Raw genomic sequence first — 20,062 nt, forward strand, 5'->3', positions numbered from 1 at the left:
ACCATCTGTTTCAGCCATGCGAACGCGACATGGGCAGCAGAAAGCAGTTGGCTGAAGGATCAACGTAAAACCGGGTGCTGAGGGAAGCGTTCAAACGGAGGGCGTCCCTGCCGCCTGCCTTGAGTCTTGGGAGCAAGAAACGTATATTCGACGTTGCTAACATCGCAACAATGCATGTCTACTTCTGCGCGAACACGGGGGCTTTCATGGCTAATCTGCGCATCGCGAGGGGCGGAGACGGGTCGGTTCTTTTCGGTATCGACGCTCTTCCTTGGGCATTTTCGATCCTGGCCGCGCTCCTGTTCATTGCCAACACGCGACATGGAATTGGCATCTTGCCGGACACTACGCGCTATATGCAGATCGTCAGCACCCCCTACGATGCGCCTCTCTACCCGTGGATACTCAGCACTGGCCATCTGGTCGGAATAAAGTTGGAGTACGTAGCATTGGCCGTCGGCTTTGTGTTGTGCATAGCAAATACGCTACTCGTATTTCACCTGTTCCGATATGCGCTTCCAGACCGACCGCTTCTTGCTACAATCGGGACGCTCTTGATTGTCATCAATCCGACATTTCTCTGGATCAACACGATTGCAATGTCCGAGCCGCTGTTCCTTGCGCTCATGCTTTTCTCCGTGACTTACTTTCTCACCTATATGCGCAAGCGGGATCGAGGTTCTCTTGCTCTGGCGTCCTTGTCGCTCGGTCTTGCCATGCTCGCTCGCTTCGTAGCCCCACCGATCGGTGCATCTTTTGCTGTCATCATGCTCTTCTACAATCGCCAGCGGACGCTGGCCGAAAGGATCTTCGACGCGACCACATTATTCGTGGTGAGCGCAGGAATTTTCCTGCTCTGGGCTGTCGGCAGCAAGCTGATTGTCGGCCGCGCTGTGGGGCGTGAGCTATGGTTCTATGGCAACGCGGACAGCGAGCGCTGGCTCAACGGATTATCTATCCTTTCAAGCTTTCTGTTACCCACCCAAATCCCGCAGATAGCCCGCCTGGCATTACTCCTGATCGCGATCGGCGCCGCGATTTTCGCCCTTGCCCGTGCCGCATCGCGTAGCTGGGGGCAGCCCCAGCCGTCGCGACAAGACATCGTGATACTCTTTTTTGGCTTCTTCAACGTCTTCTACGCTGCACTCATTGTTCTTTCGGTCTTGATCGAGGCAAACCTTCAGCTCAACAGCCGCTACGCCCTGCCCTTCTATATCGGGTTGGTGTTCGTGCTTGTCGTCGCGGCAGCCAGGTTCAGCGATCATTCGAACCACGCCAAAATACGCCGCGGTGTTGTCGTGACGGGCCTCGCGCTCTTCCTTGCCATCAATGTGCTTCGCAGCATGGTGCAAACCGCCGAAGCTTTTGATCAAGGCGTCGGCTTTCAAAGTCATTCCTGGAGGACTTCACCTACCATTGAAGCCGTCCGTGCCTTGCCTGCCGATGCGATGATTTTTTCCAATGGCTGCGACGCGTTGAATTTTCTCACGAAACGAGCGGCACAATGGACACCATCACACAGCGCCAGGCGCACCGGGATGGAAAGCGATGAAGGTTCATTTGAGGAACAGCTTCAACGGTTCCGGCAATCCCTACTGGAAAGAAATGCATATGTGGTATTCTTCGATGCAATCGACTGGCGTTTCTATCGCGCAAGCGAGCCGGAGCTTGTCGAGCGGGCCAATCTAAGGCTGATCCGCACTGAAGCGGATGGTCGAATCTACCAAGCGGATGCAACAGCCCTTGGCAAACAGCAGCGTTCCAACTGAACAAGGGTTCCAGATCGGAGGTTTCCATGCCTACGAAACAGGAAAGCATACCAGTCACCGACGCATTGCCAGCTCCACCAGGGAAGCTCGCGGACTATCTTTCGCTCGCCAGGTTTGATCACATGACCAAGCATGTGTTCATTCTGCCTGGCCTTGTCCTGGCTTTGGCCCTGCAGCCCCCGATTTTCGCCAATCTAGTCTTTAAAGTACCGCTCGGCCTTCTAAGCGCCATTTGCATTGCTTCGGCGAACTACGTCATCAACGAGTGGCTCGACCGAGAACATGACGCCGCCCACCCGACCAAATCGAAGCGGCGCGCCGTTGTGGTGGCCTTGGAGCCAGGCCTCGTCTACGGCGAATATCTTTTCCTCGCAATTACCGGGCTTTTCCTTGCCTATATCGTGGGGACGTTGTTCTTCCTCACTTCCATTGCCTTCCTTGCATCCGGAGTGCTCTACAACGTGCGTCCGATGCGGTTGAAGGACAAACCTTACCTCGACGTGCTGATGGAGTGCCTAAACAACCCGATCCGCTTTCTGCTGGGGTGGGCAATCGTTGATGGCTTGACGCTACCGCCTGTCAGCGTCCTTGCTGCCTACTGGATGGCCGGGGCATTTCTGATGGCGGCCAAGCGGCTCGGGGAGTACCGGGACATTGCCCAAACCGCGGGGATCGAGGTGCTGAGCAAGTATCGGCGTTCTTTTCACTACTACACGGAAGAAAGCCTGCTGGTTTCCTGCTTCGTATACGCGATGATGACCGCATTCCTGACCGGAATATTCCTGGTCAAGTACCGAGTGGAATACATTCTGGTGTTTCCCTTCATGAGCGGTCTTTTCGCCGTCTACATCTGGCTTGCTGCCCGGCCTGGCTCGGTCGTCCAGCGTCCCGAGCGTCTCTTCCATTCACGCCGCCTCGACGTCATGTTGGCCGCCTGCCTTGCCGTTTTCATCTTCGCAACATTCGTTGACATGCCCTTTCTCGATTTCATCGCCACGCCCTCGTTCCTGTCCCTTCCTGTGCTGAGATGAGGCCATCCGACGACCCGCCCGTGCAATGGGATACCATCCGTCTCGTCGTGTTCGACTTGGACGGGACGCTGTATGAACAGCGCTGTCTCCGGCTGAAAATGTTGTTACGGCTCGCCGCAGATGCGGCCTCTTCCCGAAGCTTGGAAGTGATCCGGGTTTTGAAAGAGTTCCGGCGTTGCCGCGAAGAACTCGGCGAGACCCAGGCGCCAGGCTTTGAAACCCGCCAATACCAAACCGTCGCCGAGCGAACAGGGCATCTGCCTGAATATGTAAGATCGCTCGTTGAAGAATGGATCGAGCGCCGCCCGCTCGAGATTTTGCATAAATGCCGTTCTTCTGGTGTGGAGCGACTGTTCTGCGGTCTTAGCGCTAAAGGCAAAACGATTGCTGTGCTTTCCGACTATCCGGCACGCGATAAACTTCGGGCTCTGCATTTGGCCGCCGACGTCATCGTCTATGCAGGCGATCCGGATGTCGGGTTTTTGAAACCTCACCCGGCAGGGCTCAGGCACATCCTGAACGAGGCCAAGGTTCCGCCGAGCGCCGCAATCATGATCGGAGACCGCGTCGATCGGGATTGGGAGGTGGCGAGGCGGAGCGGTGTGCGCGCCCTGATCAAGAGCCGTCGCCCGCTTGCCGATATCGATACCTTCCGTGACTTCGAGGATGATGTTTTCAGTGTTGTCGCAGCGACCAAAAATTGATCAAGAGACCATTTTCAACAGCCACAAGGCTCCTTGCCGTAACGGTGACCTGTGCGGGCTGCCGGCGGCGCCGAGCTTTTCGGACGCCAGGCTCTCACAATACCAGTCATAGCTTTCTCTGAGCATGTCCTGGTTGGAATACATTGGACGCCATCCCAGTTGAAGCAGCGGCTCGACGTCGAAATAGCATTCCTTGTGATAGGTCAGATAGTGCCAAGGGACGAGGGGTGATACGCGCATCCAGTGCAGTGCTCGCAACGTGTTCACGGTAAGCGCAGTCGGCAGGCTTTTCACACTCGAGCGGCTGCCCGCGTAGGCAATCAAGGACTCCAGATCACCTCGCAAAGTGCCAAAACGATCCGTTCCGACATTGTACGTCGCGCTCCTGCCTGCATTCAATGCGAGCATGTAGAAGTCCATAAGATCGTGTGCATGGACGAACTGGAATTTGATATCTCCGCTGCCAATCACATAGACCGAACGGTTCTCCCTGATCCACTCAAAGAGGATCTGGAAGATACCGAGCCGCCCCCCACCGAGCGTGGCACGAGGGCGGATCGTGATCAATGTGATGCCGTTCGCCCGGCAGATCTCGTCAGCCAATTCCTCGCCAGCGCGCTTCGAGCGACCATAGGGCTCAACCGGCCTGAGCGGCGTCTGCTGCGTAATCGGCCCAGAGGGCGGGATGCCATAGGCGGCTGTTGAGCTCACATGGATCAACGACTTCACGCCGGCCCTCGCAGCCTCCTCGGTGACGATGCGCGTTCCTTCGACATTGACCGTCCAATAGTCGCGACCTGCATCGGTTTGCGCCACCAGCGCGGCGTTGTGGTGGACGATATCGACCTCGCGCATGGCGGCGCGCACGCCGTCGCGGTCGAGAACCGAGCATTTGACAAACTCGATGTCACCGGGCCGAGATCGATCCTCCCATAGATCGAGCACTCGCACGTCGTCACCGCGGTCGCGAAGCCGGCGTGCGGCAAGATTGCCGATGAAGCCCGATCCCCCAGTGATAAGGTGCCGCATATTGTCCTCCCACCGTTTGCAAGCCGATTATCTGATCGCACCGGAATTGACTGCGTGCATGGCGTTCCGGTGCGCAACCGCCATGACAGTGCCTTGGGGATTGACAACGGTCGGGCTACAAAGCAGCGACGCATCTGCAATATAGAGCCCGTCCACGCCATGCACGCGCCCATAGGAATCCGTTGCGCATCTATGTTTATCTTCGCCCATCGGGCAGGACGAAAACAGGTGCAGCGCCGTCGCATTGGCCTGCTTCGGCGAGATAGTCTCTGGTAATTTGCCGATATCGGCCAAGGAGCGAAGAACCCGATAGCCGGGGATGCTCGGATAGACGGCTTCGGCTCCCGCAGCGAACAACACTTCCGCCAAGCGCGCGAGGCCATCGGCCAGTTCCTTCAGATCACTGCGTTGGAGCTCGACGCGCACAAGCGGGTCCCTGAAACCGGGTAGCGCCCTGATCCGCCCTATCCCTCCGGTACTTTGCACATAGTATATCGCCATGCGGCGCCAATCGCGATCGACCGCCTCCATCATTTCGGGGTATGCCGCCATGGCAAGCGCCAGCGCTGGACGCTTGCTCATCGAACAGCCCATACTGAAGCGTGGATCGAACTCCTTGATCTGGTGAACCGGTTCGAGCTCGCCGGGTGTGTTTATTTCGTCGGGAAAAAGCGCGACGGCCTTCAGCATGGGATGAAAGCGAAGACTATTGCCGATGTTTTCCTTGATCCCGGAACGGCGCAAGAGCCATGGCGTCTGCACAGCGCCCGCGGCGACAAAAACGGTCTTCGCGTTCAACTCGATGTGCCGCACGTTATGCTTGTTCGTGGACCGTGCGTTGACAGCCCAGCCTCCGGAGACGCGCTTCAGCCCCGTGACGCAAGTGCCGGACATGACAACGCCCCCCGCCTCGATAAATCGCGGCACGAACGTTTCTGACATGGATTGCTTGCGGCCGGGGGCACCTGACGTCATATCGCTCGAGTAGGCGTAAAGCCGGGGAACTTCCAAGCACGCCCAGCCGAGGTTGCGCGCGCCTTCTTCCAGCCGCGTGGAGAGCTGAGGTGCCGGACCCGGTAGGTACTGGACTTTGGCAATCTCTTCGCATGCTGCAAAATGCGGATCGAGATCAGATGCACTCAGATGATCGACGCGAAAATCGCGCTTCCAGCCTTCGAGAACCTCCGAAGATATCCGATGATAAAGACCTCGGTTGATCTCACTCCCGCCGCCGACACAACAGCCTTCGACATAGGCAATCTTCGCGGCGCCAAAGCCGATGTTGACGCCTGCATTGCGGTACTTCTGCAAAATTTCCTCACGGGAAAAATGCGGCGCGGACTCCAGGGGGAGGTCTTCACCTTCCTCCACCATCACGACATGCTTGCCGGCTTGCGCGCACATGGATGCGGTCACCGCGCCACCGGGTCCGGACCCGATCACGATAATGTCCGCGTCGATCCTATTGAGACTGCGTCCGTCTCCCCGTGGCAGGCTGACCATACCGATAGTCCTTCCCGTAAAGATCTGAATACAGGCCAAACACACCGAGCGAGCCGTAGAACTCGACGAAACGGCGCCGGAATTCGATCCGGGATCGGCGCCAATTGTCGAGTTCCAGCAGGCGTTGCTCGAGCGGCAATCGATGAAAAAAAGTTCCCCGCCGCAGCAGCGGTGACACGTCAAAAAAGAGAACAAGCAGATAAAAAAGCGGTCTGAGAAAGTCTGGCATGCGTGCGTGTACGGAGAGCAGGAACTCGGAGACGTTTTTCGCCAGGACGCCTGGAGTGACAGCGTCGGGTTGCCTCTCCGACACGATGGCCTCCCCCAACGCCAGGATCGTGCGTGCGAAATGCCCCGACATGACATCCCCTCTAAAGCCGACTATGCTATTTTCTATCTGCCTTTATTAGAAAAAGATACTGAAACATTGGCGCCATCTCGAGCGGGAGCCCGGCGGTTATCATGGGCGGCTTTTCTCAATCCAAGATACTGAGATATTTCCTTTTCGGCTCGCTCGCTGCAAGTCTGCAGGTTGTCTTGCTCATTGGGCTTGTGGAGACACTCGGACTGAACAAGGCCGTCGCCTCGACCGTGGCGTTTTATGGCGCCGTCGTCGTAAATTACTTCCTCCAAAGCCACTTCACGTTTCGCTCCACGGAAAGGCATTGGATAGCAATGCCCAAATTCCTGGGCGTCTCCACATTCGGTGCGTTGATCAACATCCTTGCTTTCACTCTATTGCTAAGGGTCGTCCACTACGTATCTGCACAGTGCCTGTCGCTGCTTCTCGTGTTCCTATTCAACTACAGCTTAAGTAAAACGCTTGTTTTCAAAAGCCGTCGACACGAGGCAACCCGACCAGAATAACTCCCACTAAAGCGTGTCGCGTTTTTTGAGATTCAGGATTGAACGAAGCCGCTTGCGCGGCATTTGGAGCGCGGGATTTGCATGATGCGCTTCTGATCTGAAAGATTGGGCTGTTTTAGCCCAACCTTTGAACAGGAGATGGCGATGACAGAGATAATCCCGCTACGCCGGCGCATGATCGATGACATGACGATCCGCAATCTTTCGCCAGCGACGCAACGATCGTATTTGCATGCGGTGACGAAGTTCTCGCGCTATTTCGGGCGATCGCCAGACCGTCTTGGACTGGAAGACGTGCGCGCGTTTCAGGTGCATCTGCTATCATCGGGCCTATCATGGCCGGCCTTGAACCAGACAGTTTGTGCCCTGCGGTTCTTCTTTGGCGTCACGCTTGGTCATGCCGAGATACCGGAGCGCATTGCCTATGCCCGGACACCCTCCAAGCTGCCGACGATCCTAAACGGCCACGAGATCGTGCGGTTGCTGGAAGCGGTTCCGAGCCTGAGGACCCGCACGGCACTGACGACAGCTTATGCGGCGGGGCTGCGCGCCTCGGAAGCTGTCCATCTCAAGGTCCGCGACATTGATGCCGAACGCGGCATCATCCGCGTCGAGCATGGCAAGGGCGGAAAGGATCGCAACGTCATACCGTCAGCGCAGTTGCTCGCGATCCTGCGGGTCTATTGGCGCTTGCGAGACCCGAGGTCTGGCTGCTTCCGGGCCGGGACGAGACCCAGCCCATCGACGTCCAGATTCTGTATTCTGCCTGCCGTTCGGCGTGCTCCGCGGCCGGCATCGACAAAAGGGTGACGGTGCATACGCTGCGCCACAGCTTTGCCACCCATCTTCTGGAAAGCGGAACCGACATCCGCATCATCCAAGTTTTGCCCGGCCACAAACAATCTGTCCACCACGGCACGCTACACGAAGGTTTCCAATACCCTGATCCGCAGCACGACCAGCCCGCTCTGCCGGCTGACGCTGGAGGTGGTGCCGCCATGCTGAGCAAGCTCCGCCATGGCGGCGATCAGCGTCGGCATGCCGAGGAGCCGCGGGGCGAGTGCTTTGGCCAATCGTGCCTGAGCGACGCAAAGCGCAACACCACCAAGGGTTCGGTCGATGCAAACCAGCCGACAGGGGCGTCAAAGACACCGCAAATACCGGCAAGAATCGTCTTCCAGACCTGGCCACGTGCTCCGGCAAGGCTCGACCCTGCAAAACGCCATCCACCGCTTCGGCTAAATCCCCATAGCGCCTAACAGCTGGTTTTTATCGATGAGACCTCGACCAATACGAAACTGACCAAGCGCTCTGGTTGGCCGCAAAGGGGGCGACGCTATTGCACCACGCCCCCTTCGGCTCCCGCAAATCCATCGCCGGACTCAGATCGCATGGGATGGTTGTACCCTGGATCGTCAATGCGCTCATGAACAGTTGCATCTTCGAGACCTGGGTCGACACGCAACTCGCCCCCACCCTGGCACCGGGCGATGTCGTCATTCACGACAATGTCGGCTTTCATAAAAGCGAACGAGCCGCAGAACTCGTCAAAGCGCCGGGCGCTTGGCTCTTGTTCCTGCCGGCCTATTCACCCGACATCAACCCAATCGAGATGGCCTTCTCCAAACTCAAGGCGCTCCTGCGGCTATTCTTTTGAAGAGAACCTGCCGTGGCTGAACTTTGATCGGGTTTGGCGACCTTTAGACCGCCGCACGTGCCGCGGCCGCCACCGCGTCCCACTCCGCCAACACCCGTTCCTGGGTGAACCGCCGCGCGCTTTGTTCCGCGCTGCGTCCAAGATGGTATCTGAGCAGCGGATCCCGCAGCATCCTTCCAAGGGCCGCGGCCAGGGCGTCGGTGTTTTCCCTCTCGACCAGGATCCCATCTTCGCCATCGCTGATCATTTCCTCGGGGCCCCATTGGCACCGAAACGACACGGTGGGAATTCCGGCGGCCATCGCTTCCAGCAGCACGATCCCCCATCCTTCGTAACGCGACGACAGCACGAATACATCGGCCGTCTCCACCCATTCTCCTGGCCGCTTCGTGACGCCGGGCATGCTTACCCGGTCGGCAAGGCCAAGGCGGTCCCTTTGCGCCTCAAGAGTTGCCCGGTCCTCCCCCTCTCCCCAGATGCGCAAGTGCCACTCCGGTAAATCCGGCGCGATCCTGGCGAAAGCCTCGAGCAGCAGGTCGAAGCCTTTTTGGTGGGTCAGGCGTCCGACGGCAGTCAAAGTGTTGTCCTGTCGCCTGTTGTTCCATCCTGGCGGCAGATCGAATGCGTTGGGAACGACCCAGCCGCGCTTGCGCATGGCGGGCGGAAAGGTTTCGAGCGCCCCGCGTGTCATGGTCACCAAGCCGAAGGCGCGCGGATAGAGCCATTGCTGCAACCGCTTCCAGCCACGTCCAAAGGGCTGCAGCTCCGGATTGTTGCGCTCGGAAACGATGATAGGCACACCAAGCCGCCTGCCCGCCAGTAGCGTGAGGACGTTTGTTCGCGTGAGGAAACTGAGGATGAAGCTCGGGCGCGATGCCCGAAGGGCGGCAGTAAGCTTTCGCATCCTGCGTATCGCCATCAGAGCGGAATGAAGCTTTGATCGCGGCCGCCCTGCACCGCCGAGCCGCCAGATATCGATCTGTGGATCGATCGGATAATAGGCCTCGCATGTCGGCGCCTCGAAGGTGATGATCGTCACCTCATGGCCCTGTCGTGACCAGTGATTCGCCACCAGACTGACGACATGCTCAGTGCCGCCCGCCCCTAGAGCCGGTACGACGATCGTGGTTCTGGTCGTTTTCTTGTCTGGATGGTCATGCGCGCCAGAATACGGGCTCGTTTCCATTCCTAGATGTTCCCCGTCGCGTTCCACACGTCCTCGGTCAAATCGATAATGGTTGCTACATTCCGGATCGCTGTTGCAGTATATTCTGTTTTAAACGCTGCGGCGACCGGCTTCAGCGCGCGATCAGGGGGATGTCGATGAGCAGCATTCTGCAGCGCGTCACCAGGCGCATACGCAAGCGCGTTCGGCTGACCTCTCACGCCGCCTCGGCGGACGCGTTCCTGGTTTCCTATCCGAAATCGGGCAGAACCTGGTTTCGGTTCATCCTGTCCCATTATTTCGCGACGGTGGCGGGCGGGTGCGAACCGGTCGATCTGCACAACATGTTTTCGATCGTGCCGAACTACGACCTCGATACGGTCAGAGGCATTCCGGCATTTCGTTTCGCGAACGGCCAGATTCCGAAGATCCTTGTCAGCCATCTCGATTACAGCGCGAGCCGCTTCCTCATGCGTCCGGTGATCATGATGGTCAGGGATCCGCGCGACGTGCTGGTGTCGGCCTATTTTCATGCGACGCGGCACAAGCACCGCTTCGAGGGCGATATCGCCGCCTTTATCGAGGATCCCACCCAGGGCGCATCTTGCCTGATCCACTATCTCAATGGTTGGGCGGGCGGCTTGAAACGCCGCAGGCACTGTATTCTCAGCTACGAGGATCTTTCTGCCGATCCAGCCCTGCACACCCGCCACGTCCTCGAGTTCCTCGACTGCACCGTCGATGACGCCAACCTCGAAAAGGCGGTGCGTGCTGCGCAGTTCGATGCGATGCAAAGCCGCGAGCGTGTGGAGGGAATTCCGGCGCACGACTACGATCGTGGCGACGACGAAAGCCTGCGGATGCGCCGGGGCAAGGCGGGTGGGTTTCTGGATTATCTCAGCGAGCAGCAGGCGGACCGCATCCTCGAATTGTGCCGGTCGCGCCTTTCGGCGGGGGCGAAGGATCTGCTGGTCCATACGGGTCTCGATCTGCGCACCAGCTAAGCGCTCGGTCACTTCGTCGCGCTCGCGACGACGTTTCTGACGACTTCGGCAATGGATCTCATTGCTTGCTCATCGAAACTGGGATCCACCAGGAAGGCAAGGCTTGTTTCTCCGAGTGATCGCGCGACCGGCAGCCGGTGCGCCGGCACCATGCCGATATCTGTGAATGCCCGTTCCCGGTAGATTTCCGAGCAACTGCCGCTGAAGCAGGGCACGCCGAGGCCATTCATCTCAGCCACAAGCCGATCTCGGTCCCATCCGTCGCGCAGCATTTCTGGCCGGACAAAACTGTAGAAACGATACCACGCATGGACGAACTCCGGCGGCGGCATCGGGGTGCGAAGCGCCGACAGGTCCCCGATGGCATCGTAGAGGATAGCCGCGTTAGCCGCCCGGATATCGTGGGTATTGGCAAGCGTGGCGAGTTGTGCCGTCCCGAGCACCGCCTGTATCGACGTCATGCGCCAGTTCGTGCCGATCGTACCGTGCAGCCAGCGGAACCCGGGCTGATGATCCGTTTTGAACACGGCATCGTAACTCTTGCCATGGTCCTTGCGGCTCCACGCCCGTTTCCACATGGCCTCGTCGTTCAAGGCGATAAGGCCGCCCTCGCCGCCCGTCGTAATGATCTTGTCCTGGCAAAACGAAAATGCGGCGATCTCGCCGAACGTTCCGACGGGGTGGCCCGCTATGCAGGCTCCGTGCGCCTGGGCGCAGTCCTCGATTACCCAGAGATCGTTGTCGGCCGCTAGCGCCCTGATTGCCGGCATGTCGCAGGGCCAGCCGGCAAGATGCACGGCGATGATGCCTCTGGTCCTTTTCGACAGGCAGCGGCCGATCGTCTCTGCGGTGATGTTCTGGCTTTCCTCGTCGACATCGGCGAACACCGCCCTGCCCCCGGCCATGACCACGCAGGATGCGGAAGCGATGAAGCTCCTGGGCGTAACGACGACCTCGTCTCCGGGCTGCAGGTCGAGCGCATGAAGTGCCAGGTCCAGTGCGACCGTTCCGTTTGCAAGCGCGATCGCATGCCGCATGCCCAGATAATGCTCATAGGCCGCTTCGAAGGCGCGAACGTGGGGTCCGGTCCAGGCGTTGACCTCGCCGGTTCGCAGCACGTTGCAGACGTTCGCGATCTGCTGTTCATCGTAAATCGGCCATCGATGCATCTGTGTCCCCCCAAATCCGCCGCGTCATCAGCGCGTCTGTGGCAGTATCCAACGAACAAGGACGAACGCTTCGGCCGCTTCGCTCATCACCGTCGCACCGCGTAATTGCGCCAGTGCCGACAGCGTCCTTGTCGAGCGCTCGTGTGGCGGCGAACGGATCTGGGACGCGAAACACTGCATCGCTTCGAGCTTTCTTTCGATATAGCTCGAAATGTCGACGAAAACGTTCGGCGTGAAGCCTGGGGTCAGATAGGGCGCGTTCCAGTTGGTCTCGGACAGTGTTTCGTAGGCCAGGATGCGATGCGGGAAGCTTTCCTGGTGCGGTCGACTTGCGACCAGCGCCGACAGAAACGCCAGTTGATGGTCCTTATGGATGTCGCCCGGAAACGGCAGCAGGACGGTCTCGGGAGACAGGACGCGAACGAGATCCGAGAGCGCGCTGTTGACGGCAGAATGTCCGGCCAGATCGAGACCGGCTGCTTCGAAACCGAGCCAGAATGTCTCCTCCACGCCTAGCAATGCATGGGCCTGATTGGCCTCCGATCGGACAAGGGCGACGCTTTCCGTCGTGAAGGCGGGAGGCCGCCCCTCGGTGACGATCGCCACGAACACCCGCTCGCCTTCCGCGGTCAGTCGCGCGATCGTTCCGCCCGCCCCCAACACCTCGTCATCCGGGTGCGGGGCGATCACCAGGGTTCGGCCAAACGAGAGCGGAACAGGCAGCGCGGGACCCTTCTTTGCCTTGGCGCGCTTGCTCATCGATGGCTTTCTCCCAGTGGTGCAAAAGGCGCGGCGGCGCCGTATCGTTCGGTGACATGACGCCGTGCCTCTGCCAGGTGCCTGTCGTTCCGCTTCTCGCCGGCGACCAGGGTCAGTACGGTCATGACGAGGATGCGCGTGTCGAGCCATCGATCAGCATGATCGACATACCAGATGTCGAGCGCCAGCTTCTCCTCGTTCGACAGGCGTGTGTTGCCGTTGACTTGCGCCCAGCCGGTGATGCCGGGCAGTACCCGGCAACGGACCCGGCCGAGCTCACCGAATTCCGCGATGGTTGTGGGACCAAGCGGGCGCGGTCCGACGAAGGCCATCTCACCCCGCGCGACGGAGAGGAACTGCGGCAATTCGTCGAGGCGCGTGCGTCGCAGAAACCATGTCAGCCTCGTCGCGCGCAGATGGTCGGGCAGCAATTGGCCGGTAGCATCGCGGTCTTCGCGCATGGTACGAAACTTGACGATGGAAAATGGCTTGGCTCCGAGACCGGCACGCAATTGTCGAAAGATCAGTGGCCGACCGAGGGTGGCGAGCACAATCGCGGCCGCCAACAACATCAGCGGAAGGCAGAGGACAAGCAACACGCCGGCGATGAGAACGCTGTCGATCCGGCCATTTTCAGCTGGTACAGCTATCGGGCCCATCTCGAGTGCATGTCGGTCATTCCGTCTCAATCCGCTCTCCGTCAGGTGGTCTCTTCGGCGGACGGCCCCGCCGTGCCCGTGTTTGCCTACATTCCCGTTATTGCCACCACCAAGACATCGCCCGGCAACATTTCGGTCAATGTGGAAGCCTCGATGCTTGCCGGCTTGCCGCCGACGGGGTTGCGTCGAATCTCGTAGGAGTAATTGATCTTGGACTTGCTCGCGTCATCGGCGCTTGCTGCCGCCATCAGCAAGATTTGCTCCTGAGCGGATTGCCTGCTCGCGATCAGTTTCTTGATCTCCACGTCGCGCTCCTGCAGCTGCATCAGAATTTCCTTCTCGCGATCCGCCCCGAGCTTGGCGAACTGCAGCTTCATTTCGCTCAGTTCCCGCCGCGAACGGGCGAGCGTCGCAAAGGTCTCGAGCAATTGGGACTTTTCGTTTGATGCGTTGCTCCTGGCGCGCGACAGGTCGCTTTCGGTGTTGAGTTCACGCTTGCGTAACGAGCTCACCCGCGCCAGATCTTTCTCGTTGATGTCGACCACTTCCTTTTGTTGCGCCACCAGCTGATCGAGGATGTTGATCGCGCCCTCCCCTTGGGTAATGCCCTCCGACAGGATGGCGGTCTGCGACTTGTTGGCGGCGAGATCAGCGCTCAGGATCTTTTCCTCCACCTCGATAACCCCTGTAAGGGGCAGGTCGGCGACGAATTCCTTCGCAACCTCCGGTACGTCCTTCAGGTCGACCTTCGTGCTGTTCTTCAGTTGCGCAACCAGCCGGGCAGCATAGATTGCCTCATAGACGATCTGCGCATCGGCTCCCTCGATCTCGCCGCGCAGCCTTGCACGCGCCACGATCCGGTCGGACGGATTGACGGACGCGATCTGGGTGCCGCCTGCCAGCCCGACGGCCTGTTCCACCGTCAGGCCGTTGTAGAAGGGAAAAGAACCGGGGGTTCGTACTTCGCCGAGAACGAAGATCGGACGAAACGTGGAGATGTTGAGCGAAAGCTTCGGATCGATCAAGATCTCGCGGGAACGGTATTCGGAGCGCAATTTTTCCAGGGCCGCCGTCACCGTCAATCCATCGATCTTGACCGATCCGATCAAGGGAAATTGGGCGTCGCCGTCGCTCGAAATCGTCACCGTGACGGGAAGCTCGGCGTCGTCGAGGAAGTCGAAGGTCAGGATATCGCCCGTGGACAGCCGATAGTCCGCTGAAAACCCTCCCCCCGCCGTCAGGCTGAGTAGGAAGCAAAAGATCACCGCGAGAAGATATTTGGATATCTTTCTCGCCAGGCTCCTGTTGTCGAATGAACTCATGATTCCGGTCATGCGATTGCGCCTCTCGAAAGAAAAGACAACGCGCGGAGATCGTATTGAAGGCAGACTATATTCTGGCGTTCGTCGACCCGTCAAAGGAATTTGATTGAAAATCAGCAAACGCGGTAACATTATAATACATATCCCGCATGGGAGAGTATTTTCGCAATTTGTTACCCTGATGGGCTACTCCTGAAGAGTTAGTCGAATTGCCTTTGTTGCTCGCCGGCGTGCCCGGCATGGCCCTTCTGGAAGGCGTGCGTGACGATCCGCAAGAAACTACGACGCGCCATGCAGGCGTTCGGCGAAATCGCGAGGCGGGAAAAGAGCCTGAAGGAGAGGCTGCAGGCGGTCGCTCATCTGATGGCCGGCAATTTCCTCGGCTCGATCATCGGGCTCGCCGGTTTCGCCTTGACCGCTCGCGCCCTCGGTCCGGCCGATTATGGCACCCTTGCGCTGTGTTTCGCCTTCACCAGGGCTGTCGAGCGGCTTGTCAGCTTCCAGTCCTGGCAACCGCTCATCAAGTTCGGCGCCGAGGCGAAAGAGGCCGAGCGCGACGACGATCTGCGCGTGATCCTGAAATTCGGGCTCCTGCTCGATGTGGCGGCCGCGATCGCCGGCTGCCTGATCGCGATCCTGCTGGTTCTTCTTGCAGCACCGCTCATCGGCATCTCGGAGCAGATGAGGAGCCTAGTTCTCCTTTACTGCTTCGTGCTGCCTTTTCAGCTATCCGGCATGCCGACCGCGGTCCTCAGGCTTTTCGGCAGATTTACGTCTCTTGCCTATGGCCAGGTGATTTCGAGCCTCTTGCGCGTCCTCCTCTGCTTTCTCGGCTACATCACCGGTGCGGGGCTGTTCGAGTTTGCTTTGATCTGGATGGCGGCGCAAATCCTGAGCTCCATCTCGCTCGTGACTTTTTCCTTGGTTGCCCTCAAGCGTGAAGGCGTGCTTCCCGGGTTGGTGTCGGCCTCCATGACTAACCTTCGAACACGCTTCCCGGGCCTTTGGAAATTCGCGATCTCAGCGAATGTCTCGCTGACCATTCGCGCAAGCGCCAATGAGCTCGACACGCTGCTGGTCGGCTACCTTGCCGGCCCGGCGTCAGCCGGGCTGTTTCACATCGCCAAGCGCGTCGGTCGCCTGGCGCAGCAGGCAGGCGTACAGGTTCAGGCGGTGCTTTATCCCGAGCTCGCTCGCGTCTGGGTCTCAGGTGCCAGCGCCGAATTCCGTCGTGCCGTTTCCCAGACGCAGTGGTTGCTTCTGGCATTCGGCGTGGCGATGATCGGCGCTTTCTATGTGTCGATCGGGCCGTTGTTGAAATGGACAGCCGGACCGCAGTTCGTTGCAGCCGCGCCGCTCGTGATCGTCCAGTCGGTTGCGGTGACAATGACCCTGGTCGGTGCCGTCTTCCGCTCGGCGCTGCTGGCGATGGGTGAGGAACGCAGGATCCTCTCGAGTGTTCTCATTTCGGTCGTGGGGTTTTATGTGACGGCGTTGATCTTCATCCCGCAGATCGGCGCTATGGGCGCCAACGTCGCCCATATCGTTATGTCGGCGCTGTGGCTGGCGACGATGTACGTCGCCTATCGGCGGCGCGCCTACTGCAGGTTTCCTTAAATCGTGTTCGATTCAAGGATAAAAACATGCAGCAATTCAAAGGGCTACAGCGACCTTTGCGCGTCTAAATAAGACGCCCGTCAGTCGGTTGGATAGCGTCCGGCGATGCGCTCTTCAGAGAGCCACTGCATGAAGTCGTCGAAGTTCGACCAACCGTTGCCGTCGCCATCGAGCCAGGGATCGTTATGCGCCGCCGCGGCACCAAACTGTGGCTCGACCGCGTCGGCCATACCGTCGCTGTCGGAATCGAGATAAGGCTCGCCAATAGCAATTTGTGGTAAGGCGCCCGGCGCCCTGACCATCTTGCCGCCGCCCTTCTGCCCGATCGGCCCGATTTCAGCAATCACCCTTGTGTCGACGCCGTCGCGCGGGAAGGCGCCGGCGGTCGCCGTGACGACGGCATAGATCGTTTCAGCCGGCTCGGGATTGGCAATCGCCAATGGACAGGGTGGCTTGTCGACGACGAAGCCGAGCGTGTCTGGGGCGATCGCGACAATCGATTTTTTTCCAAAACTCCAGGTGACGTTACCGCTCTGGTAGAGCTTCGGGTTGTCGACGCTGGCAATGTCGTTCCAGTTCATCGCATAGGTGACTTCGTTGGTGCTCGGGCCGGCCTTGAAGTAGTTGCCGACATAGGAGATCGGCGTCCCTCCGGGAAACTGCGAGAATATCTCGCCCCATTCGGAGCCCGCGTTGAAGAAGATATTGTTGACGATCTCGATGCAGGAGCCGCCATAGTGGTTATCGTCCGGGTTTCTGTCACGATTGGAAACGCATGCGTTTCTCCAGAAGCTGATGTTTTGCGGTCCGCGTGGATCCGAACCAAGAAGCGCGCATTTGCTATGCTTGTTCAGGCCTTCGGCAAAGATCGAATTGGCGACAGTCAGATCCGTCGTGGTGGCATAAGCGTTGAAGTTCTCGTCCGTCGCCCAGGACGTCGATACGTGATCGACATAAACCAGCCGACTGTTCTCGATCGTCACGCCATCGACATTCGGTATCGAATTGGCAAACTGCGGCCGCATCCGGAGATGACGGATGATGACGTTGACCGATCCCTTGACGACGAACGGCGTGTGCAGCCCCTCGCTGTTTGTCTGGTCGATGGTCAGCAGGATGCCGCCACCCGGCGCCGTCTGGCCGAGAATGGATAGGTTGGCGTTCTGGTCCCGCACCACCAATGTGCTTTTCAGCTTGATCGTTCCGCCGATGCGGAAAACGCAATTGCGCGGGCCGCTAAGATCGATGCAGGCGCGCAGGCTGCCGGGGCCGGCGTTGTTGAGGTTGGTGACCGGAATAATCGCCCCGCCCCTTCCTCCCGATGCCATCTTTCCGTAGCCCTCAGCGCCCGGGAAAGCTGGCTGGTCCTGCGCCAGGGACAGTCCCGCCGACGACGTCAGCGCCAGGCAAGCGACTGCAACCGCCCTCCCCCATCGAGCGGGAGGCTGGCGAAAGAACAAACAATTCAAACTCGAAATCGCCTTCGCTGTGTCTGTCATGTGAAATCTCCTGCTAGGGCTCCACATCGGTTCGCCGGGAATAGAAGGCTGGACGAACGACAATGGTTTTAACTCAAGTCATCGAAACGCACCAGCCGCCGCTCGATAGTCGGCGGCCGGATTCCATTGGATCATCAGAAGAAGCTGCGTTACATTAGCGAAAATGCAGAAAAGGACCGTGGCCCCAGGGAGGCGCGATCCGAGGGAGAGGAATTCTGAGCGACGTTGACCGCCTCGTGGTGGCCTATCCATTCGTTGGAGATGAAGTCGGCGGCAGCCACATCTCTGCCGTGGGTTTGATCCGTGCGCTCGATCGGTCGAAGTATGTGCCACTCGTCATTTTGCATCGGCCTGGCAAGGCGCTTGAAGGCTATCTCAGCGAGCGCGGCCTGCCTTTCGTGACATCGCCTGAGGTTGCGGTCATGTCGCCCCGCCTTTTGCATGGCATAGGCAGCAAGCTCTCAGGCGCTTTTGGATATGTACGGACCACCGCGCGTTTGAGCTCCTTCCTTCGCGAGAAACACGTTGATATCGTCCACACCAACGACGGCCAGATGCACGCCACCTGGGCACTGGCCGCTCGCCTTTCCGGCGCGCGGCTGCTTTGGCATCACCGTGGCGACCCCGGTGCCTTCGGCGTCAACTTCATCGCACCCATCCTGGCAAATCACATCGTGACGGTCTCGCGCTATGTGCAGCCGACGCGGCCTATCCTGCCCGTCTCCCATAAGCTGAGCGTGCTGCACAGCCCCTTCGATCATCCAACCCGGTTGCCCGATCGGGAGGCCTGCAGGTGCGAATTCGTCAGGGAACTCGGCCTGCCCGAGGAAACACGTTTCGTCGGCTATGTCGGGGGATTGATCGACAGGAAGCGCCCGGTCAGGTTCGTCGAGGCCGTGCACGCTTTTCTCCAGCGCTTTCCGGACTTCCCGCTCGTTGGCCTCGTCTTCGGCGTGCCTTCGCCGAACCTTCCAAACCCGGAGCCGGCGGTGCGCACGCGCGCGCTGGAACTCGGTGTGGAGAGCCGTATCAAGATGATGGGCTTTCGCGCGCCGGTCGAGCCCTGCATAAGCGCCTTGGACGCATTGCTGGTGCCCGCCGTCAACGAACCATTCGGGCGGACGCTGATCGAGGCCATGCTGCTGGAGACACCGGTGATCGCCACCCGCCATGGCGGCAACGTCGAGGCGATCGTCGACGATGTGACGGGTTTTCTTGTGGAGCCTGAAAAGCCGGAGGCTTTCGTGGATCCGCTGGCGAAACTGTTGATGAAAGTCGGGGAACATCGCCGCATCCGTTCGGCGGCGCGTGCGAGCGCGCTGACGAAATACGGTACTGCGGCGCATGTCGAAGGCATCAGCCTGCTCTATGAGCGTATCGTTGGACGCAATGACCGGAACATTGGAGCACGAACGACAGCACCCTGAGTTTGGCCGAAGGAGCAGACGATGGAAATGCGCGATATTAACTTCCTGATCATTGGCGCCACGAAGAGCGCCACCACCTGGTTGCAACAATCGCTGCAACTGGATCCGTGCGTTTACATGCCGGATCCAGAGATCCATTATTTCAGCCGGTACCACGACCGCGGCGATCGTTGGTATCTGGAAAATTTCACCCCGGCCGGCGAAGGACTTGTCATCGGCGAAAAGTCGAACTCCTACCTTGATACCCCCGCCGCCGCGGTGCGCATTCACCAAACCCTGCCGGACGTCCTGCTCGTGACACAGCTGAGAAATCCGGTCGAGCGGGCCTATTCCGACTACTGCATGCTCCATCGTCGAGGCGATGTGACCGCCGATATCGACCGCTACCTCGATCCGCGTCAGGGTGCCGGGGGCAGGTTTCTGCAGGGCGGGCTTTATTTCCAGCAGTTGTGCCGGTTTCTCGATCTCTTCCCGCGCGAAAGAATGCTCATCCTCTTTTACGAAGACCTCAAGACCGACGCCGCCGGGCAGGTTCATGACCTGCGCCGCTTCCTCGCCCTTGAGAAGAAACCCGCATTCGAGCCGGTGGCTCAGAAAATAAAGGACAAGACCAAGCCGCTGGTCGACGCCAGATTAAGGCGCCTGCTCAAGCCACTGAAACCGATCGTAAAGCCTCTTCGCGAAACGAAAGGCTTTGAGGCTTTGCGATCGATGATCTCCGACGAGTTCAAGTACGTGCCCCTCACCAGCGACTTGGCCGCGCGGATGGTCGGCTACTATGAGGCGGATACCGATCAGTTGGGGAGCCTGCTTGGGCTTGACTTGAGCCACTGGTTGAAAAGCCCCTTTTCCGAGACGAAGCGGCAATCCGTGTGAACGTG

At 59.2% G+C, this 20,062-nt stretch carries 18 protein-coding genes and 1 pseudogene; 10 read left to right on the forward strand and 9 right to left on the reverse strand.

Going from position 1 to position 20,062, the window contains the following annotated elements; translation table 11 throughout:
• Positions 1-206 precede the first annotated feature (206 nt).
• Genes ABIE33_RS30290 through ABIE33_RS30300 form a run of 3 tightly spaced genes read left to right on the forward strand, consistent with a single transcriptional unit; the run spans position 207 to position 3,504 of the window.
• Entirely contained in the window at positions 207-1,769 is a 1,563-nt protein-coding gene (locus ABIE33_RS30290; protein WP_429131935.1) for a glycosyltransferase family 39 protein, read from the forward strand.
• 26 nt (positions 1,770-1,795) lie between these two features.
• On the forward strand, positions 1,796-2,800 hold the full coding sequence (locus ABIE33_RS30295) for a UbiA family prenyltransferase (RefSeq protein WP_429131937.1): 1,005 nt from the start codon (positions 1,796-1,798) through the stop codon (positions 2,798-2,800).
• Between the two features lie 20 nt (positions 2,801-2,820).
• Positions 2,821-3,504, forward strand: a complete 684-nt coding sequence (locus tag ABIE33_RS30300; RefSeq protein ID WP_429131939.1) for an HAD family hydrolase — start codon at positions 2,821-2,823, stop codon at positions 3,502-3,504.
• Here the strand turns inward: ABIE33_RS30300 and ABIE33_RS30305 are convergent, their stop codons facing one another.
• The 3 genes from ABIE33_RS30305 to ABIE33_RS30315 are packed head-to-tail and all read right to left on the reverse strand — an operon-like array spanning position 3,505 to position 6,397.
• A complete protein-coding gene (locus ABIE33_RS30305; RefSeq protein WP_429131941.1) occupies positions 3,505-4,533 on the reverse strand; it encodes an NAD-dependent epimerase/dehydratase family protein in 1,029 nt (342 codons plus the stop codon). It abuts the gene before it with no gap.
• Between the two features lie 27 nt (positions 4,534-4,560).
• A complete protein-coding gene (locus ABIE33_RS30310; RefSeq protein WP_429131943.1) occupies positions 4,561-6,036 on the reverse strand; it encodes a GMC family oxidoreductase N-terminal domain-containing protein in 1,476 nt (491 codons plus the stop codon).
• Positions 5,996-6,397 (reverse strand): hypothetical protein, encoded by a 402-nt coding sequence (locus tag ABIE33_RS30315; protein ID WP_429131945.1) that lies wholly within the window; start codon positions 6,395-6,397, stop codon positions 5,996-5,998. Before ABIE33_RS30315 ends, ABIE33_RS30310 begins: the two co-directional genes overlap by 41 nt.
• 101 nt (positions 6,398-6,498) lie before the next feature.
• Between ABIE33_RS30315 and ABIE33_RS30320 the strand changes: the two genes are divergently transcribed.
• The 3 genes and pseudogenes from ABIE33_RS30320 to ABIE33_RS30330 all read left to right on the forward strand — a co-directional run bounded on the left by ABIE33_RS30320 (position 6,499) and on the right by ABIE33_RS30330 (position 8,560).
• Entirely contained in the window at positions 6,499-6,903 is a 405-nt protein-coding gene (locus ABIE33_RS30320; protein ID WP_429131947.1) for a GtrA family protein, read from the forward strand.
• Positions 6,904-7,047: 144 nt separating this feature from the next.
• Positions 7,048-7,908, forward strand: a pseudogene (locus ABIE33_RS30325) (tyrosine-type recombinase/integrase).
• A 391-nt stretch (positions 7,909-8,299) separates the two neighbouring features.
• Positions 8,300-8,560, forward strand: coding sequence for a transposase (locus tag ABIE33_RS30330; protein ID WP_429131948.1), 261 nt, complete (start codon positions 8,300-8,302; stop codon positions 8,558-8,560).
• 43 nt (positions 8,561-8,603) lie between these two features.
• Here ABIE33_RS30330 and ABIE33_RS30335 read toward each other — a convergent pair whose 3' ends face one another.
• Positions 8,604-9,746, reverse strand: coding sequence for a glycosyltransferase family 4 protein (locus tag ABIE33_RS30335; protein WP_429131950.1), 1,143 nt, complete (start codon positions 9,744-9,746; stop codon positions 8,604-8,606).
• Positions 9,747-9,883: 137 nt separating this feature from the next.
• Here ABIE33_RS30335 and ABIE33_RS30340 point away from each other — a divergent pair, with 137 nt between their 5' ends.
• Positions 9,884-10,729, forward strand: coding sequence for a sulfotransferase domain-containing protein (locus ABIE33_RS30340; RefSeq protein ID WP_429131952.1), 846 nt, complete (start codon positions 9,884-9,886; stop codon positions 10,727-10,729).
• 8 nt (positions 10,730-10,737) lie between these two features.
• On the opposite strand, the gene ABIE33_RS30345 is transcribed toward ABIE33_RS30340, so the two are convergent.
• From ABIE33_RS30345 to ABIE33_RS30360, 4 genes are read right to left on the reverse strand one after another with little or no spacing between them, the layout of a single operon-like run.
• Entirely contained in the window at positions 10,738-11,898 is a 1,161-nt protein-coding gene (locus ABIE33_RS30345; RefSeq protein ID WP_429131954.1) for a DegT/DnrJ/EryC1/StrS family aminotransferase, read from the reverse strand.
• 27 nt (positions 11,899-11,925) lie between these two features.
• Entirely contained in the window at positions 11,926-12,657 is a 732-nt protein-coding gene (locus ABIE33_RS30350; RefSeq protein ID WP_429131955.1) for a PIG-L deacetylase family protein, read from the reverse strand.
• Positions 12,654-13,346 carry a sugar transferase gene (locus ABIE33_RS30355; protein WP_429131957.1) on the reverse strand — a complete coding sequence of 231 codons (693 nt, stop codon included), beginning with the start codon at positions 13,344-13,346 and terminating at the stop codon, positions 12,654-12,656. Before ABIE33_RS30355 ends, ABIE33_RS30350 begins: the two co-directional genes overlap by 4 nt.
• 56 nt (positions 13,347-13,402) lie before the next feature.
• Positions 13,403-14,650, reverse strand: coding sequence for a polysaccharide biosynthesis/export family protein (locus ABIE33_RS30360; protein WP_429131958.1), 1,248 nt, complete (start codon positions 14,648-14,650; stop codon positions 13,403-13,405).
• A gap of 249 nt (positions 14,651-14,899) precedes the next feature.
• Here ABIE33_RS30360 and ABIE33_RS30365 point away from each other — a divergent pair, with 249 nt between their 5' ends.
• Positions 14,900-16,255, forward strand: coding sequence for a lipopolysaccharide biosynthesis protein (locus tag ABIE33_RS30365; protein WP_429131960.1), 1,356 nt, complete (start codon positions 14,900-14,902; stop codon positions 16,253-16,255).
• Positions 16,256-16,335: 80 nt separating this feature from the next.
• On the opposite strand, the gene ABIE33_RS30370 is transcribed toward ABIE33_RS30365, so the two are convergent.
• Positions 16,336-17,754: a pectate lyase family protein gene (locus tag ABIE33_RS30370; protein ID WP_429131962.1), complete on the reverse strand. Its 1,419-nt coding sequence runs from the start codon at positions 17,752-17,754 to the stop codon at positions 16,336-16,338.
• A gap of 236 nt (positions 17,755-17,990) precedes the next feature.
• Between ABIE33_RS30370 and ABIE33_RS30375 the strand changes: the two genes are divergently transcribed.
• A complete protein-coding gene (locus ABIE33_RS30375) occupies positions 17,991-19,181 on the forward strand; it encodes a glycosyltransferase family 4 protein (protein ID WP_429131964.1) in 1,191 nt (396 codons plus the stop codon).
• 21 nt (positions 19,182-19,202) lie between these two features.
• Positions 19,203-20,057: a sulfotransferase domain-containing protein gene (locus tag ABIE33_RS30380; RefSeq protein ID WP_429131966.1), complete on the forward strand. Its 855-nt coding sequence runs from the start codon at positions 19,203-19,205 to the stop codon at positions 20,055-20,057.
• Positions 20,058-20,062: the final 5 nt, after the last annotated feature.

The sequence above is a fragment of the Ensifer sp. 4252 genome (genome assembly GCF_050434565.1).
Classification (GTDB): Bacteria; Pseudomonadota; Alphaproteobacteria; order Rhizobiales; family Rhizobiaceae; genus Ensifer.

Coding starts and splice junctions, on each gene's coding strand:
- ABIE33_RS30290 (WP_429131935.1), top strand. CDS start 207: ATGGCTAATCTGCGCATCGCGAGGGGCGGAGACGGGTCGGTTCTTTTC.
- ABIE33_RS30295 (WP_429131937.1), top strand. CDS start 1,796: ATGCCTACGAAACAGGAAAGCATACCAGTCACCGACGCATTGCCAGCT.
- ABIE33_RS30305 (WP_429131941.1), bottom strand. CDS start 4,533: ATGCGGCACCTTATCACTGGGGGATCGGGCTTCATCGGCAATCTTGCC.
- ABIE33_RS30310 (WP_429131943.1), bottom strand. CDS start 6,036: ATGGTCAGCCTGCCACGGGGAGACGGACGCAGTCTCAATAGGATCGAC.
- ABIE33_RS30315 (WP_429131945.1), bottom strand. CDS start 6,397: ATGTCGGGGCATTTCGCACGCACGATCCTGGCGTTGGGGGAGGCCATC.
- ABIE33_RS30320 (WP_429131947.1), top strand. CDS start 6,499: ATGGGCGGCTTTTCTCAATCCAAGATACTGAGATATTTCCTTTTCGGC.
- ABIE33_RS30330 (WP_429131948.1), top strand. CDS start 8,300: ATGGTTGTACCCTGGATCGTCAATGCGCTCATGAACAGTTGCATCTTC.
- ABIE33_RS30335 (WP_429131950.1), bottom strand. CDS start 9,746: ATGGAAACGAGCCCGTATTCTGGCGCGCATGACCATCCAGACAAGAAA.
- ABIE33_RS30340 (WP_429131952.1), top strand. CDS start 9,884: ATGAGCAGCATTCTGCAGCGCGTCACCAGGCGCATACGCAAGCGCGTT.
- ABIE33_RS30345 (WP_429131954.1), bottom strand. CDS start 11,898: ATGCATCGATGGCCGATTTACGATGAACAGCAGATCGCGAACGTCTGC.
- ABIE33_RS30350 (WP_429131955.1), bottom strand. CDS start 12,657: ATGAGCAAGCGCGCCAAGGCAAAGAAGGGTCCCGCGCTGCCTGTTCCG.
- ABIE33_RS30360 (WP_429131958.1), bottom strand. CDS start 14,650: ATGACCGGAATCATGAGTTCATTCGACAACAGGAGCCTGGCGAGAAAG.
- ABIE33_RS30370 (WP_429131962.1), bottom strand. CDS start 17,754: ATGACAGACACAGCGAAGGCGATTTCGAGTTTGAATTGTTTGTTCTTT.
- ABIE33_RS30380 (WP_429131966.1), top strand. CDS start 19,203: ATGGAAATGCGCGATATTAACTTCCTGATCATTGGCGCCACGAAGAGC.